Below are 15715 nucleotides of genomic sequence, written 5' to 3' on the forward strand. Positions count from 1 at the left end.
GCACATTGTCGGCGACATCGACTGATCCGCGTCGCTTTCAAACGCGAGGACAAAGATCGGGCCGCTCCCTTCTTTCATGCACGACTCTTCCGTCCCGCTATAGAGGCTGACTTTGACGGAGAAGATTCGGGGCTAAACGAACCAGCGATCAGACGGTATGAATTATTTGGCGTGTTCGTACTCCACCGCTTGAGGAACAATTGTTTCTCAATGGCGGTGACCTCCGCGCCGAGGCAAAGCTAATGGCATCGATCGAAGATTTTAGGATGAAATCACAAGAGCTCCTGATAGAGCTCGACGCCGCTACGATGGAAATGATGACTCTGGTGACATCCAAATGCGTTACAGGCCCCGACTGGGATTTTGCCAGCAAGAGGCAGCACGACGCCTATGAAAGCTGGGATGCCTTTATGAATACGCCTAACACTAGTATTTAAATTGCAGACTCTGAAAAGTACGGGCTCACTAGCTGAGATAGACAATCTCGATCAATGCTTTTTTGTCTGATGCAGGAGAGTCGTATGAGCCTGCAAGAAGTTTTTAGCAAAAGAGTTAGAAATACATCATGAGTACGAAGTGGCGACAGTTTTTATCTGCGACATGTTGAGCAATCCTTGCGGGTAAAAGTCTACAAAAATCCGCTTACCGGCGAGGTTATCGAAACCAAAGGCGGTAACCAAAATACATTGAAAGAGTGGAAAGCGAAATATGGCTCCGACACCGTAGTGTCCTGGCTTTCCAAGTGAAATTAGTTTGAGTACAAAACGGCCGAGATGCCATTTTTTTTGGCGTTGCGGAGGAATGCAGATAAACGTCCGGCTAACACAGATGTTAGTGAGTACCAATGCTAACGTGGGAGAAGTCCAGTTCAATTCGCAGGTTGGGATGGGTGGTAAGCCGGCTTCATATGTTTGATAAGGATGAACCCACCGTGCCGAGAATTTTGACTTCCCAGATAAGTGAGACTGCACTAAACGAGCACAATGCCAGGATGTTCGGATCGCCAAAGGAGCGCTTGGATTTTTACCGAAGAGAGATTCAGTACGAAACCAGAATCTTGGCTAATCGAACTGACGCCTTTTTGGCATCTCAGTCTTTTTTGGTCATCGCATTTGCCTCTTCTATGGGCAATCTCAACCCCGAATGGGGCAAGTTGTTCACGCTGGTAGTACCACCGTTTCTTACGTTGCTTGGAGTGCTAAGTTCGTTGAATGCTTGGCCTGGTATTCGTGCGGCATACGACATTATCGGCCATTGGCATTTCAAGCAGAGTGAGCTATTGCATAGCGAGCCTTTAATGGGGTTGGCGTATGACGAATCGCCTTTATTTTGTGAGAGAGAGTCCACGCAAAAGGGGTATCGAAAGGCGTTGCTATTTTCGGTGCGCACACCTTGGATCTTTGCGACGTTCTGGGTATTGCTTGGCATTTGGTCGGTTTGTATTCAAATCACCAAACTAGGTGCTTGAGAGAGATATTCGGACATCATCAGCTCTGCGCCCAAATGAAAACTCGATCACAGGTTATAGGGTGTACCATCGATAGGTGCCCATCAAAAATTAGTGAGCCATGTCCAGGGAAAGCGAAGAGGGCCGCCAGATCGTAGCTTCTCTGGCGCGCCGGGTCGGTGACATTGCTGATCTTGCAAAGACCGCCCACGCAATTATTTCAACCTTGCAGGATATGGATGCAGCCCTCCGGCCCATCATTGGCCAGCAAGGGGTTGTCGCGCTTTATCGCCGCAGCCTCAATCTGTGCGTTTCCACTCATCCGCGACTGGCCGGCACCTGTGACAGAGCGCAGGCAGGCATGGATCTGATTGCCCTCAAATCCGTAATCGTTGAGCAAAGCGACGCCGATGCGCTGTTTTTCGGTGAAGTGTTGCTGACTACCTTTTACGCACTGCTGACCACGCTGATTGGGCCCTCGCTCACCGCACGTTTGCTTCGTGGTATGTGGGAACCTTTATTGAGCGACACCCCTTCGCAGGAAAATTCGCCATGAGCAGCAAAGTGACTATCAACCGCCTGGCCACCGGTGTGCCAGGACTGGACGAGGTGCTGGGCGGAGGACTGCCGGAGTTTTCGTTCAACCTGATCGCCGGCCCGCCGGGTTGCGGCAAAACTACCCTAGCGCACCAGATGATGTTTGCCCTGGCGACGCCCGAGCGCCCGGCGCTGTTCTTTACCGTACTGGGCGAGCCGCCGCTGAAGATGTTGCGTTATCAGCAGCAATTCGACTTTTTCGACAGCGAAGCGATCAACCAGTCGATCCGCTATATCAACCTGACCGACGACACCCTGGCCGGGAATCTGGACGAAGTGCTGCGGCGCATCGTCAGCGAGGTGGAGGCGTACTCCCCGGCGCTGGTGTTCGTCGACTCGTTCCGTTCGGTGGTGCTGGCCAGCCAGACCCAGGACAACCCCAACAACAACCTGCCGCAATTCGTTCAGCAACTGGGCATGTTGATGACCACCTGGCAGGCGACGACCTTCCTGATTGGCGAATACTTTACCGAAACAGACACCAACCCGATTTTCACTGTGGCCGATGGCTTGATCTGGCTGCGTCAGAGCGTGCAGCGCAACTCGATGGTGCGCAAGATAGAAATCATGAAAATGCGCGGACAGCCAACATTACCGGGACTGCACACCTTCCGCATTGCGACGTCGGGTATCAAGGTGTTTGCACCCGCGCCACTCAACCCGGTTGAAGCGCCGCTGGAGATCCCCATCAAGCGCCTGAAAATGGGCGTGCCACAGCTCGACGAGATGCTGGGTGGCGGCCTGCCCCGTGGTTATTCATTGCTAGTGGCCGGGCCGTCGGGGTCGGGCAAAAGCATCCTGGCAGCGACGTTCCTCGCAGAAGGCGCACGCAACGGCGAAACCGGTGTGATCGCGGTGTTCGAACAACGGCCCAATCATTTTCAAAATGCCGCCCTCATTCAGTTGATCCAAAGCGGTCAGGTCGGCTTGGTGGACAGTCGTGCACCAGACTTGTCCATCGACGAAATCGTGCAGTTGCTGCTCAGCGAGATCAGCCGACTGAAAGCCACCCGGGTGGTGATCGATTCGTTGTCGGGCTTCGAACTGGCGCTGGCGCCGACCTTCCGCGAAGACTTCCGTGAATCGCTATCGCGTATGGTCACCGCGCTGACCCGGGCCGGGGTAACTGTGCTGATGACTTCGGAACTGGAAGACCGCTACACCGACTTGCGTTTTAGCCCTTACGGCACAGCGTTCCTTACCGACGCCATCATCGTTCAACGCTACATTGAAGTGCAGAGTCGTTTGCTGCGCATCATGGCCGTGGTCAAGCTTCGGGCTAGCGCCCACTCTGATGAGTTACGGCTTTACCACATCGATGAAAACGGCCTGCAGATTGGCGAAATGCTTCATGACCAAGAAGGTCTGCTCGGAGGCCGACCCACAAGACGGATTTCAGGTGTATCACATCCAGGAGATAAAAATGCTTGAGCCCGACTCATGAGTAATGTCGATGGCACGAATGAACGTGAGATCGCTAATGCTGCTCACGAACTCTTCCTGCTTGGCCAGAAAACCGTTGAAGCCCGCGCCGTGCTGGCAGCACTGCAGAAAGAGTTGAGCGACACCAGCAGCCGACTGGTGGATAGTCAGCGGGTCGAGCAGGTGATTGAGGCTAATCAGCAGCTAGTACCGGCGAAACTGCTGGTGCAGTCAGACGCTATAGTCGCCCCTCGCTTGGAAGAGCAACGTTTGTACCAGGAACTGCGTGAGGCTAATGCCCAACTGGTCATAGCCGCGCTCAGCGCACAAGACCTTCAGGCTATAGCCGAGCGCGCCCTGAGTCAGCAAAAAAGCATACTGGCGACGGTGGCCCATGAGCTACGTAACCCATTAACACCCATCAGCATGATTGCAGAGCGTATGGTGCGGATGCCTAGTGACGAACTGCCTCGGATGCGGGAGATGATCGAAGGCCAAGTGCAACATATGTCACAGCTGGTCGACGATCTGCTGGACGTCTCCCGTGCGAGCACTGGTAAGTTGCGACTTAATCGCCGCGATGTCGACATGATTCAAGTTCTACGCGAGGCCATTGATACGTGTCGCCCCTTAATGAGTGCACAAGAGCAGCGATTCGACGCCCACCTTCCCGATGGCATCTTGATGGTCAATGGTGACCCGGGGCGCCTCGCGCAGATTCTCCAAAACCTTCTAGCGAATGCGGCTAAATACACACCGACTCACGGTAGAATCGAACTGTCTTTAACAGTAGCGTCCGACGTTTTGAAGATAAAGATTTCCGACAATGGAATCGGTATTTCCGCTAAAGCGCTCCCGTTTATTTTCGACCCCTATGTGCAAGACGTGCATGCCGTCGGCTTCAATGGTTCAGGCTTGGGCATCGGATTGACGGTAGTCCGCGAGCTGGTTGAGGCGCACGGTGGCGAGGTTGCCGGCATGAGCGAGGGAGATGGCAAGGGTAGCGAGTTCGTTGTCACGTTTCCGTTGGTGATCCATTCAAGCAGATAAACAAGGCCTGGACACTGATCTATCTGAGTCCAGGGGCACGGGCCAGATCCCGCCAGACAATACGACGGCCGTCCATCGCTATGGCTTATCCATTAAAAACCGCAATCAAGATGCTTGGTGGGCACTGCAACTCAACTTCGAGTCAGGCCCGCTGAGTACAGGATCCGACATGAACGCAGCGGACGACTTTAGATTTAAATCTCATGAGCTGCTTTTAGACCTGGATGCAGCTGTTAACAAAATGATGATGTTGGTCTCAGCTCGTGAGCTTTCCGGTGAAAGGTGGAGTGCGGCTGTAACGCGACATTCGGACGCGTATTCAGCTTGGAGTTCACATCTCAATGAGTCATCGCTACCGAACTCCCATAGCCTTTAATTCGGAGAGTTCGCGTCTGCGTTATTAAGCGAAATTAATGCGGTCATGCGACCCGCCGGATCAAGCCTTATGCTATCTGACGTCTGTAGGTGCGGCATTGTGATCAACCACTTTACTGCCGAGCTAGTGCTGACGTTCCTCCTTGAATGAACGGTGGCACCGGGAGAATTGGGCTTGGAATACATTGATCTTAGCAATGGCACGCGAAGATCGTGATAGTGATTTCAGCCTGGATCATTGGTTCTCAACAGCTACGTAGGCGGATGATCGCTTTCTGGGGATCCACCGTGAGCAATGCTTTGAGGGTAACCTGTGGACGTCATGCGAACGCCTATAGATTGATTCTGCTCGAGTGCGTACTTCTGGGCATAAACGCCCGTGGCCAAGAAGAATCTTAACGGCTATCGAGCTTCTTGGCGCCTGATTTTGAAGGATAAACCTAGTTTACATCGAGGTTCTTCTTGAACCCGCGAAGGTTCATTAGGAAAAGGCAAATCTGCAAAACGATGAGGGCATAGGCCTCTACGTACACCCCCCAAATCACCCACAGCATATTGCTCAAACTGAAGCATACGAACCCTGTCATCCGTCTTGCGGGTCGTTGGGACCCGATAAGCCACGCTGCAACCACGGTTACCAGCATCGCAGGCCATTGAACCCAATCCAGGTAGCTCAAAATTACTCCCTAATTTCTCCGAGAATCAAAGATAGAGGGTGATATTGACGAATGATTCAGAGTTTCTCGTGAGACGTACCCCGTAACCACTCGTCCGGGAATGATTAGATTATTGAGCGTGTGTTCCTTTATTAAAGACAAATAAGTCATGTGCTGACGAAACGCGCCCCTCGTTCGGACTCCTTTTAAATATCACCATCTAGGAGAAAATAATAACAGTGCTCGTTATGGGAGCAGCTACAGGGTTTGGCTTGAAGTCTCTTGAATGTATGAAATGAAGGGCTGCGACTGGCTGGTTTCAGCCCTTGGTGACGGGCAGAAAGCGGCCAATTGCAGTCGCCGGCGAAAGGCAGAAATGAAGTCGATTGAGTCCTCATCGAGCGCGGGAGAGCCGGCTGCAATAACCTTCTCGGCAGGACAGCTCGCAACCGTCCTTCGGCAGGCGGATAATCCTGAAACTTTGGTTACACTGAAGCTGGTTTGGGACGTGTGGACGTCTTTTGCTTCTTAAAAGGTGAAAAAGTGTACGTTAACTGGGAAGGCCTGTTACCGATTCGGGGCGACATCATCGTTGTCGAAGACGATCCGACGCTCCGTGAACTGATGGTGGATATCGTCGAGGAGGTAGGCGCTAAGGCATCAGCATTTGAAACCGCTGATGATGCGTTGACCTATCTTTTGCAGTCGCATGGCGGATGCAGGCTAGTGATTGCCGATCATGGCGTCCCTGGACAAATTCAAGGTACAGAATTCATTGAAATGGTCAGAGGAAAATGGCCTTCCATTGCGGCGATTCTGACCTCAGGATATCTGATAGATCCTGCATCAGTCCCGCCTTCTACCATCTACTTACACAAGCCCTGGTCTCTGGATGATCTGATCGTTGCGATAGCATCCCTGCTCCAGCCGGGTTTCCCTATCCAGAAAACGCAAAAATAGGCCTGGCGCTGCCCCTTCCTGAATTCTCTTACACCGCGTCAGCGCTAATTATCGATCTCTTCGGCAGCGCCATTTTTATGATCCGGATCGCTATCTCGCTAACACCACCGTGCCCATAACTTGGTGCGCTGCCATTTCAGAGCGAAGCTCACCAATCAAATTTGCAATGTCTCGGCTTGACGTCAATTCGCTGGTCGTGACCGCAGTGACCAGGAGATCGACCCGTCCAGAAGTCGAATCGAACACCTTGATCATCAATGATCCATCTGGATTGACTGAGCAGGTGCAAGAGAGAGGCTGGAATCCACATTCAATAATGTGGCGAAGCTCAAGTGTAGAGATCATGACTTGCGTCCATAGGGTCAGGTGAATGGGATCTAGCGTATTAATTTTAGCTACTGATCTTCAATGCGGGAGGCTGCATTACATTTCGTTGCATCTCTCCCGGATGACCGCTACGGGTCGTTCACTGCCGGTCATGTTAGCTAAGGGTACGGGCAAGTCAGTGCAGTTACCCAGGTGTCAGCGGATTTGGATAAGTCGCTCCAGCCAGAGGTGAGTTCAGCTAGTCTTCCCGCACCAGATGCTCAAGGACGATACCCATGTCAGATAACTCTGAAGCCAAGATAGCCACAGCGGACGCTCTCACACTGCTCCTGCATAACCAGCACGCCATATGTGCGGCCATTGAAGAGGTGACCAAGTGGCTCTCCGAGAATGGAGTAGGGAGTGTCGCTGCAAACGCAATTGCGGCTATGGAAACGCTAGACGCGAATGCTCTAGTCATCACGGACGCCATTATGCGACTACGGCAGTTATAGGTATGCCTTAGCTGATACGGGCATATTCAAATTTATTTACCCTTTCCGCTTGATAAGTGACACCCATAGTGTAACAGTATTAGTAGAACACCCTAACTGATACGTGAGGCACATCATGTTCATCCGCGCATATCTCCGAGCATCAACCGAAGAGCAAGACGCCAGCCGAGCCCAAGCCTCACTTGAACAGTTCGCCAGCGACCATAAAAAGGCCATCGCGAGCGTGTATCTGGAGAATGCCAGCGGCGCCTCCGCAGACCGGCCCGAGTTGCTGCGTCTGCTCAAAGATGCGCGCAAGGGTGACGTGCTGCTGGTGGAGTCGATAGACCGGCTCTCCCGCTTGCCGGTGGAGGACTGGCAGAAGCTCAAGGCCACGATTGATTCCAAGGGCCTGCGCATCGTCGCGCTCGATCTGCCGACCAGTCACCAAGGAATGCAAGACACGAAGGGCGACGAGTTCACGGGGCGAATGCTTGGCGCGATCAACTCGATGCTAGTGGAAATGATGGCCGCCATTGCACGCAAAGATTACGAGCAACGCCGTGAGCGTCAGGCCCAGGGTATCGAGAAGGCCAAAGCTGCCGGTAAGTATCAGGGCCGACCGATTGATGAAGACTTGCACAAACGCGTTACGGAACTGCTCGGTGCAGGCCTTGGCATCCGCGCAACAGCCAGGCACGCCAACTGCTCGACCACCACAGTTCTCAGGATCAGGGACTTGGCCAACGCCTGAAAGCACTTTCCCAGGAGCCGGCACACTTCAGCTCTTCGGGCTGAACCCGGTAGTTGCGTTGATCCTTTCTTGCACCTGTTGCAGGGCTTCGCGCGGGATCGTCAGGAATTGGTAGTTCAGTTCCTGCAGGTCCGGTTTTAGGACGTGCTATTTGATCGCTGCGTGCCTTGCGCTGTCCTCGCCCTGAACGTAGTCCGCCATCAGGCTGGTCAGCAAAGGCTCCAGCGTATGAGCCCGCGTCATACGTTTGACTTGCGCCGGGTTGGCGTCAGTCAACATTTGCAAGATCTGCCGTTTCAGTAGGTTGTGGGTCATCAGGGGCAACCTCATAAACGTTGATGTTTTCGACTTCGGTGGCGCTGCTCATGCAGTCAAAACGTACGGCTTGACCGCCTCCCCGAGGTTTTCAGACTTGGCCTTGACGTAGACGTAGACGTGGAACTGACACCAAAGGAGCAACTAGGCCCGCTGGGAAGCTGTAAACACAGGGCGGGCACTTATCCGACAGATGGAGACCATCCGTTCTCTTACTAGGCTACATTTGTTCTCTATGAGCACAACATCTCTCCGACGCCGCCAGATTCTCAACTTCATCCGTTCGCACGCAGCGGCTGATGGGCAGTCCCCAAGTTTGGATGAAATTGCAGCTGCTTGCGGCCTGAAATCCCGCAGCGCCGCGCAGAAGCATGTAAAGGCACTTGAGGCCAGCGGCGAACTTGAAGTCACCCCGGGCAAAGCCCGAAGCGCCCGCCCTAAGCAGCGAAAGGCAGCCTCACCTGGGGCCACTCTTCTTTTCGAGGTCTCGATCCACGATATCGTGGACCTGAACGACGGCGATCTGCGAGAGCTGGTAGCACGCCTATGCATTGCTGGGCTGGCCGAAGTGGGCTTACCGCCCACCCCGATCACGTGGGGTGGCGATCAACGAGCTCCGGATGGAGGTATCGACGTAAGGGTACAACTGCCGACGGGAACCCCACCCACTCCCCGGTTCCCACGCGCGGCGACCGGCTTCCAAGTTAAGGCAACCAGAATGGGGCTTGGGGATATTCAGCGCGAGATGTGCCCGAACGGACTTTTAAGACCGTCGATCCAGGACCTAATCCGAGCCAAGGGCTCATACATTATCGCCACATCCGATTCCGCAGCAGACGAGGAATATAGAAAGCGAACTGCCGCCATGAAGGCTGCCGTCACGATGGAAACCGGCCACGAGCAAGCAGATTTTGACTACTACGATGCCCGCCGACTAGCCGACTGGACGAACCAGCATCCAGGTGTGGTCGCGTGGGCGAGAAGCCGCTTGGGCCGCCCCTTGCAAGGTTGGCAGCCATATGGGCAATGGGCCGATACTCGCGGCGGCAAGCCTCAGCCCTTCCTTCCTGACGAAAAGCACCGGCTTGCGGACCCGCACGAACTGGAGCGCAAATTTCCACTCGCGGAAGGACTGAGCCACGTGCGGAACGTCCTACGCACCGGTGGCAGATCGGTCCGCCTTACAGGTCTGTCTGGTGTGGGTAAGACTCGGTTTGCCCAAGCGTTGTTTGAAGCAGATGCCGCACCAGAGCCTCTCTCCGCCGACCTTGCCGTCTACACTGATACATCTCACAGCCCGAACCCACCACCTCCTGCGGTGTTAGATGAGCTACTCGCTTCGGGGCGCCGGGCCATACTGATCGTCGACAACTGCGCATCACAGCTTCATAACCAGCTCACGTCCCGCTGCAAGAGCTCCAGCTTGGTGAGTCTGCTCACGATTGAATACGACATTCGGGAAGATCTTCCGAATGAAACGAACGTGTTTCATTTGGAAACTGGGTCCCCTGACCTCATCGAGAGCGTCATCGGGCAGCAGTTCCCCCACATCTCGCAGGTTAACGTCGCAACGATTACGAAGTTCGCCGACGGTAACTCCCGTGTAGCCATCGCGCTGGCCAACACCATGGACCGGAACGAATCATTGGCCGGGCTCAACGACAGAGAGTTATTTGACCGCCTGTTCTGGTTGGGCAAAGAGGTACAGCACGAGCTCATGGTTGCGGCGCAGGTATGCGCACTGGTGTATTCGTTTGACGGAGAGGAGCTAGATGGCGAGTTAGCACGGCTGGCTAAACTGGCTGACGAATCGGTTACAGTGCTCTACCGCCATGTGGCAAATCTTGAGAACCGCGGCTTGGCTCAACGCCGGGGTGTATGGCGTGCTGTGCTGCCCCACGCCGTTGCCAACACGTTGGCGGCACGGGCTTTGGACTCGATCCCCTATTCGCTCATTGAACATCACTTGGTCCAAGGGCATGACCGGCTACTGCGCTCTTTTTCTCGGCGTTTGGGATACTTGCACGACTCTCCTAGGGCCGTCACCATCGTGTGCAAGTGGCTGTCAGCAGGCGAATTGCTCGGTGACGTTAGTGGGCTCACGCCACTCCTAGTAGACGTGCTGGTCAACGTGGCACCAGTTGCACCCGAAGCGACACTGGAGGCTATCGAACGTGCGGTGCAAGGTCCGGATCGTGCGAAGGTGCTCAGTACCGATAACACAGCTCGTGCGGGCTTGGCCCGACTCATTCGCTTGATCGCATACGAGCCCAGGTTTTTTGAGCGATGCATTGAGGTGCTCATAGCATTCGCGCTAGCAGAAGCTCCAGACAACCGGGCGGACACAACACGCGATGTCACTGCATCGCTTTTTCACCTGTACCTTTCAGGCACACACGCCACAACCGAGCAACGCGTGAGCTGGGTGAAGGGGGCGCTCAAGTCGCCAAATCACGAAATCGAATCCATTGGCAGGAAGTGCCTAAACGCTGCATTGGAGTGCGGCCACTTCTCCTCGCACTACGGCTTCGAGTTTGGCGCACGCCCCCGCGATTACGGCTGGTCCCCCCGGGGACCGGAAGCTCAGGCCTGGTTCGCCAGCTTCGTCACCCTGGCTGCTGACGCCGGACAAGGCACCACTCAGGTAGCGAGTTCAGTGCGCGACTTGCTGGCTGAGCATTTCCGTTCCCTTTGGACAATCGCCGGGGTAGCCGATGCGCTTGAGGCGGCCGCTATCTCGCTGCTCAACGCTGGATGGGAGAAGGGCTGGCTAGCCATTCGGCAGACAATTCGGTTCGAAGGAAAAGAATTGCCATCGGCAAATATGACTAGGCTCCGCAGCCTAGAAGAACGTGCAAAACCAAAAACTCTCGTGGGGCGCGTCAAGGCGATCGTACTTAGTGGCTATAGCAGCGGCGTGGACTACGCAGATGGTGAGTCGGCGTCAACCGGCTACGAGCGCGCTGATCAGCTCGCGTGTGATCTCGGCAAGCAAGTGGCCGGCGATGCACGTGTGCTTGCTGAAGTATTACCATTGGTTGTAAGCAACGTGCAGGGACGGCTGTGGATGTTTGGCGAAGGTCTCGCGACTGGAGCGGACTCCATTGATGTGTGTTGGTCCGCACTGATCTTGGCCTTCGAGTCCATACCCGAGGAGCAAAGAAGTGTTCAGGTCCTACGTGGTTTCCTGAGTGGTGCTTTCCACCGCGAGCAAGCTGCCTTCGAACGCCTCCTCGACACTTCCATGGAACGCGTCTCGCTTATTAAGTGGGTGCCAGTACTTCAGTTAAGCGCACCTCTGGACGACCGCGGTTGCGCACGCCTGCTTATCTCAATGAACAACCCAAATGTACCCGCATGGGTTTTCCAGCATCTGAGCTTAGGCCGGGCCACGGAGAAGCTTTCCGACGACACGCTAGCCCAGTTACTTCAGCGACTGAGCATTAAGCCGGACGGGCTTGAGATCGCGCTCGATGTGCTATTCATGCACATATACAACAACCCTAACCCTGTAGGTACACGAGTCAGGCAATTGGCACGTTCGCTGTTAGCAAGCGTCCCCCTCACCCGGCACAACCAACGCATGGACCATGCGCTCGGCAGTCTGATTATGTATTTCCTGAAGGGAAGCGACGGCGAAGCGGTGGCACGCGACTTATTAACGACGGTGCGCAATGGGCTCGATAACTACAGTCTGCACAAGTTCGACCTGACGGAAACGCTCGCGGCACTCTTCAGTGCTCATCCCAAAGTAGCGCTGGATATATTGGTGACTGACGATGCTGATGAAGGGAGCGCGTATTTACGGCGTCGTGCACTTGCCGGGGGAGTTCGCTCAAGTGCGCTTTCAAGTGTGCCAATCGAGACATTGATCTCATGGTGCATAGAAGGCGGTCCAGAGCGCTGGACCTCTGTCGCAACACTTCTTCCGGCATTTGCATCCAGTGAGGACGGAGCACGACTGAAGTGGTCGGAAAATACCCTCACCCTCCTCACCCGGGCACCGAAACCAATCTGCGTGGCCGAATCCCTCGTGGCGTTGATAGAACCGATGAGCTGGACCGGATCACGGGCCGAGGCGATCAAGCAACGTTTGCCCTTGCTGGATGACTTGGCGCTCGCGCTCGGGCCAGAGCATGCTGCTCAGATTACGCTCTGGCGGAGTCAGATCACCAAAAACATAGATCGTGAGGCTCGGCGTGAGCTAGAAGAACATAGGACCCGAGACGAACGGTTCGAGTAATAGATCGAGCTATCACTCAAGTGCCCGTTATAAGTACTGGATCGCCACATTGAATAGCCCCGGGTTTCTTAGATACCTACCAATCTCTTTGCGAAACCTCTCATGCAAACGCGCCTATCAACCGACCCAAACTGGGATTGGAGGAGCCGAGTTGATCCGCACCAAGGTCCCAAGGCTTGTTAAAAAAAAGCCCCGCCTGAGCATAGCCCGGCGGGGCTCCTTTGTTCCTGTCGCTGCCACCCTGCTGTCACAGCCAAACTGATCTGTCAGGGAAAAGCTTTGAGAGGCCCGAATTATATGGTGTCCCAGGGCAGGTTCGAACTGCCAACCTTCCCCTTAGGAGGACGGGTGCTGTCATTACGCTTTGGATTGAGCAGTGTGAATCGGGCGAGGTTGGAAGCAACGTGCGTGGAGCGCTGGAAACGATCAGCAAAAATGAGGAGTTCATCTCGATGACGCTTGCGGTGCTCATGACACCGGAATGATTTCTTTCTGATAGAAACAAGCGCCACATAGCTGCCCCTTGTGAAGGGCAGTTATCGACCCAAAGCGGACGGTCAAAGTGAACGCGTGCGCATTGCTTTGACGATCCGTCATCGGCCTTTCAAACGCTTTATTCCATTGGGCACCTCATCCCCAAGTTTCTTTGAGTACAGTTCGGAACAGTTCCGAAAGTAATGGCTCAACGTCTTTGCGCTCGGTGCGTATCGGCTTAATGGACTCAAGTCGATTCAGTTCACGCTCAATGAATTGTTGAATGGGAGTGATCTGAGGTGATAACCCCATCTCCGGAGACGCGCGCTTGATCGCAAGCAATTCATCAATGGCCTGCTGGAGCCCGGACTCTCGCTCGATGACACCGCGCAGCTTCTCAAACTCTATGGGGGCAGGTGTACCAAACTGCTCAAGCCACCGCACCGATAACAGCGGGCGCAGAACGTAGAAGTATTTTTTCAGCGGTACCTGAGGGGCCTGCAAATATCCCCTATAGTTGGTTTTGGCCATGCTGCGATAGTGGTAGATGCCACTCTCCACCGAATACACCTGCGGCAATAACTCCTTTGCCCGCTCGTGGAAACAGCCAGCATGCTCGTAAATGATGGTCGACTGTATCCACTCCACAAAGCCTGGATTGGACTTCCAAAATAGCCTGAGTGCCTTACGTAGATCCCAGCCATTGATATCCATGTCGTCAATGATCGGATACTCGATGACGTCGCGTTGCTCCTCGAGGCCGACAGAGAGATACCACTCGGGTTTATTTACGTAGATGAAGCGTGCGTCGTAGTCGCTGTTGGGAGAGGCAAATCCCCAGGCACGACTGCCAGACTCAATAGCTAAAAGAACTTTCACGTCATGCTCGTTCTCAGCACGACGTAGCCGGTCTCGAACCTCTTCTTGAACAACGATAGAAACCATGAGCCAACTCTAATTAGACGATGTTTCGAGTGCACGCTACTCATCCCGCGGTGGACTGTCCAGCGTCCGCTTCTGGCCGATTTCCGCCGGTCGCGACAGGCAGCTTTGGGTCGTTCTTTGCCGGTTAGGACCATGAAGAGCGCTAGTCAAGTCAAATGCAAATGGCCGATTGCATTCAATCCGGCGCCATCATCACCGCGAGCGTCATCCTGATGAATTCCTCATTCTTGTCGATGGCTTCCAGGGCGCCGCGCATTGTCGTCGACACTCTGCCGAACGTGAGGAGTCCTTTTGGCATAAAACAAGCGCGGGAGCCAAACCAGCAGTGAAGCCAGGTGCCGGCCAAAAAGTATATGCCGCCAGCTCCAATAAACAGAGAAGCTGTGACCAAAGCTGTGACCAAATTGGGTATCAAACCCCAGAAACAAAAAAGGCCCACCTTTCGGTGAGCCTAAGTTGTTGATCTATATGGTGCCGGCACCAGGAGTCGAACCCGGGACCTACTGATTACAAGTCAGTTGCTCTACCAACTGAGCTATACCGGCGTGTTAGGGCGACGATTATAGCGATTGGGTTGGTTCTGTAAACCCCTGAATTCAGACTATTTTTACTCAGCCTTCAAGTCAGGCGCGAAGCAGGGTTTTCTTGAGTTTCTGAAGGGCTTTCCAGGTGCGGCTGTTTTGCATTGCGCGCAGCTGCGCTTCGGCCTGTTCGGCGCGTTGCAGGGCGGCGGCGAGCTGGTGTTCGGCGTCGCTGACGGGGTGGCTGAAGTTGTGGCCTTTGCAGAACTGGAACTCGTCCAGGTTGCACGGCGGGATGTCGAAGGCGGGTTTGAGGTTCAGGTGTTCTTCGGCGAGGTAGTAGGTGTTGATGCCGTCGAACAGGATGGAGTGGTAGCCGGCGTCGGTGACGAGGGTTTCCCAGGCCTGGTCGCGTTCCCATGGGGTTTCGATGAGGATGACCCACGGCCGCCACTGGGTGAAGTCCATGCCGCGCAGGACGGTTTCTTCGTGGCCTTCTACGTCGATTTTCAGAAAGTGGATCGCGCGGCCCTGGGCGTGTTCTTCGCAGATGGAGGTCAGGGTGCGGGATTTGACGGTCTGGGTACGCACGTCCATGCCGGCGTCTTTGTGCATTTGCGCCATGGCTGGGTCGAGAGTGGAGAGGCCGGTGCCGGCGATGCCGTAGAAGGTCAGGTCGGCGGCGCTTTCGCCGGCCACGCATTGCAGGTTGGTGTCGTTTGGGCGCTCCTGGCACAGGGCGTCGTAGTAATTGGGCATCGGTTCGACGTTGATGCCGGTCCAGCCACGGTCATAGAAAGCTTTGGTCACGGAGTCGTGGGTGGGGTGATTGGCGCCGACGTCGATGTAGAAGCCATCTTCAACGGTTTTGAGGGCGCGCCACAGGCGTATGTCTTCGAAATTCTGTGCGTAAGAAATGAACGTCACTGTGGCTTCCTGTCTGTCAGAGATTTCTTGTTCGTGGGCGCACTTTGGCGCTCTTGTGTGCCTGTATAACAAGGGTGGCGGTGACGTGCAATTTTCCGCCGAGTGCGACCGGGTTTCGGCGGTTATGTCCTTTTCGTCGGATGCTTATGCACAACGGGCGCACTCGGAAGTGACGCTCATGACATTTTTGCGGACCCGTTCTCATTTGAGCGCAAATGCCTGTTTTTCT

At 54.6% G+C, this 15715-nt stretch carries 13 protein-coding genes, 1 tRNA gene and 1 pseudogene; 9 read left to right on the forward strand and 6 right to left on the reverse strand.

Annotation, left to right across the window (positions count from 1 at the left end; genetic code table 11):
• Nucleotides 1-617: 617 nt before the first annotated feature.
• From ACA049_RS01550 to ACA049_RS01570, 5 genes and pseudogenes are all read left to right on the forward strand, one after another.
• Nucleotides 618-746 (forward strand): annotated as a pseudogene (locus tag ACA049_RS01550) (transcriptional regulator); the annotation flags it as partial.
• A gap of 185 nt (nucleotides 747-931) precedes the next feature.
• Nucleotides 932-1468 (forward strand): hypothetical protein, encoded by a 537-nt coding sequence (locus ACA049_RS01555; protein ID WP_497336749.1) that lies wholly within the window; start codon nucleotides 932-934, stop codon nucleotides 1466-1468.
• A gap of 100 nt (nucleotides 1469-1568) precedes the next feature.
• Entirely contained in the window at nucleotides 1569-2003 is a 435-nt protein-coding gene (locus ACA049_RS01560; RefSeq protein ID WP_497332604.1) for a hypothetical protein, read from the forward strand.
• A complete protein-coding gene (locus ACA049_RS01565; protein ID WP_497332606.1) occupies nucleotides 2000-3475 on the forward strand; it encodes an ATPase domain-containing protein in 1476 nt (491 codons plus the stop codon). The genes ACA049_RS01560 and ACA049_RS01565 overlap by 4 nt, the downstream gene beginning before the upstream one ends.
• Nucleotides 3476-3484: 9 nt before the next feature.
• On the forward strand, nucleotides 3485-4516 hold the full coding sequence (locus ACA049_RS01570; protein WP_497332608.1) for a sensor histidine kinase: 1032 nt from the start codon (nucleotides 3485-3487) through the stop codon (nucleotides 4514-4516).
• Between the two features lie 815 nt (nucleotides 4517-5331).
• Here ACA049_RS01570 and ACA049_RS01575 read toward each other — a convergent pair.
• On the reverse strand, nucleotides 5332-5535 hold the full coding sequence (locus tag ACA049_RS01575; protein ID WP_497336750.1) for a hypothetical protein: 204 nt from the start codon (nucleotides 5533-5535) through the stop codon (nucleotides 5332-5334).
• Between the two features lie 555 nt (nucleotides 5536-6090).
• Here ACA049_RS01575 and ACA049_RS01580 point away from each other — a divergent pair.
• On the forward strand, nucleotides 6091-6507 hold the full coding sequence (locus ACA049_RS01580; protein ID WP_497332610.1) for a response regulator: 417 nt from the start codon (nucleotides 6091-6093) through the stop codon (nucleotides 6505-6507).
• A gap of 90 nt (nucleotides 6508-6597) precedes the next feature.
• Here the strand turns inward: ACA049_RS01580 and ACA049_RS01585 are convergent, their stop codons facing one another.
• Nucleotides 6598-6852 carry a DUF1652 domain-containing protein gene (locus ACA049_RS01585; protein ID WP_497332612.1) on the reverse strand — a complete coding sequence of 85 codons (255 nt, stop codon included), beginning with the start codon at nucleotides 6850-6852 and terminating at the stop codon, nucleotides 6598-6600.
• 257 nt (nucleotides 6853-7109) lie between these two features.
• Between ACA049_RS01585 and ACA049_RS01590 the strand changes: the two genes are divergently transcribed.
• Nucleotides 7110-7328, forward strand: coding sequence for a hypothetical protein (locus ACA049_RS01590; RefSeq protein ID WP_497332614.1), 219 nt, complete (start codon nucleotides 7110-7112; stop codon nucleotides 7326-7328).
• Between the two features lie 115 nt (nucleotides 7329-7443).
• Nucleotides 7444-8061, forward strand: coding sequence for a recombinase family protein (locus tag ACA049_RS01595; RefSeq protein WP_497332616.1), 618 nt, complete (start codon nucleotides 7444-7446; stop codon nucleotides 8059-8061).
• 147 nt (nucleotides 8062-8208) lie between these two features.
• Here ACA049_RS01595 and ACA049_RS01600 read toward each other — a convergent pair whose 3' ends face one another.
• Nucleotides 8209-8376: a hypothetical protein gene (locus tag ACA049_RS01600; protein ID WP_497332618.1), complete on the reverse strand. Its 168-nt coding sequence runs from the start codon at nucleotides 8374-8376 to the stop codon at nucleotides 8209-8211.
• Between the two features lie 235 nt (nucleotides 8377-8611).
• On the opposite strand from ACA049_RS01600, the gene ACA049_RS01605 reads away from it, so the two are divergent.
• On the forward strand, nucleotides 8612-12619 hold the full coding sequence (locus tag ACA049_RS01605; protein ID WP_497332620.1) for a LexA family protein: 4008 nt from the start codon (nucleotides 8612-8614) through the stop codon (nucleotides 12617-12619).
• A 630-nt stretch (nucleotides 12620-13249) separates the two neighbouring features.
• Here ACA049_RS01605 and ACA049_RS01610 read toward each other — a convergent pair.
• From ACA049_RS01610 to ACA049_RS01620, 3 genes are all read right to left on the reverse strand, one after another.
• Nucleotides 13250-14038 (reverse strand): nucleotidyltransferase domain-containing protein, encoded by a 789-nt coding sequence (locus tag ACA049_RS01610; protein ID WP_010457953.1) that lies wholly within the window; start codon nucleotides 14036-14038, stop codon nucleotides 13250-13252.
• 469 nt (nucleotides 14039-14507) lie between these two features.
• Nucleotides 14508-14583, reverse strand: a tRNA-Thr gene (locus ACA049_RS01615).
• Between the two features lie 78 nt (nucleotides 14584-14661).
• Nucleotides 14662-15486, reverse strand: a complete 825-nt coding sequence (locus ACA049_RS01620; protein ID WP_497332622.1) for an FkbM family methyltransferase — start codon at nucleotides 15484-15486, stop codon at nucleotides 14662-14664.
• Between the last annotated feature and the right edge of the window lie 229 nt (nucleotides 15487-15715).

Source organism: Pseudomonas sp. LBUM1662, from assembly GCF_059695915.1.

What these genes read in the sequence shown, in the direction of transcription:
- ACA049_RS01560 (WP_497332604.1), top strand. Translation starts at nt 1,569, where the DNA reads ATGTCCAGGGAAAGCGAAGAGGGCCGCCAGATCGTAGCTTCTCTGGCG.
- ACA049_RS01565 (WP_497332606.1), top strand. Translation starts at nt 2,000, where the DNA reads ATGAGCAGCAAAGTGACTATCAACCGCCTGGCCACCGGTGTGCCAGGA.
- ACA049_RS01570 (WP_497332608.1), top strand. Translation starts at nt 3,485, where the DNA reads ATGAGTAATGTCGATGGCACGAATGAACGTGAGATCGCTAATGCTGCT.
- ACA049_RS01575 (WP_497336750.1), bottom strand. Translation starts at nt 5,535, where the DNA reads ATGCTGGTAACCGTGGTTGCAGCGTGGCTTATCGGGTCCCAACGACCC.
- ACA049_RS01585 (WP_497332612.1), bottom strand. Translation starts at nt 6,852, where the DNA reads ATGATCTCTACACTTGAGCTTCGCCACATTATTGAATGTGGATTCCAG.
- ACA049_RS01590 (WP_497332614.1), top strand. Translation starts at nt 7,110, where the DNA reads ATGTCAGATAACTCTGAAGCCAAGATAGCCACAGCGGACGCTCTCACA.
- ACA049_RS01595 (WP_497332616.1), top strand. Translation starts at nt 7,444, where the DNA reads ATGTTCATCCGCGCATATCTCCGAGCATCAACCGAAGAGCAAGACGCC.
- ACA049_RS01600 (WP_497332618.1), bottom strand. Translation starts at nt 8,376, where the DNA reads ATGACCCACAACCTACTGAAACGGCAGATCTTGCAAATGTTGACTGAC.
- ACA049_RS01605 (WP_497332620.1), top strand. Translation starts at nt 8,612, where the DNA reads ATGAGCACAACATCTCTCCGACGCCGCCAGATTCTCAACTTCATCCGT.
- ACA049_RS01610 (WP_010457953.1), bottom strand. Translation starts at nt 14,038, where the DNA reads ATGGTTTCTATCGTTGTTCAAGAAGAGGTTCGAGACCGGCTACGTCGT.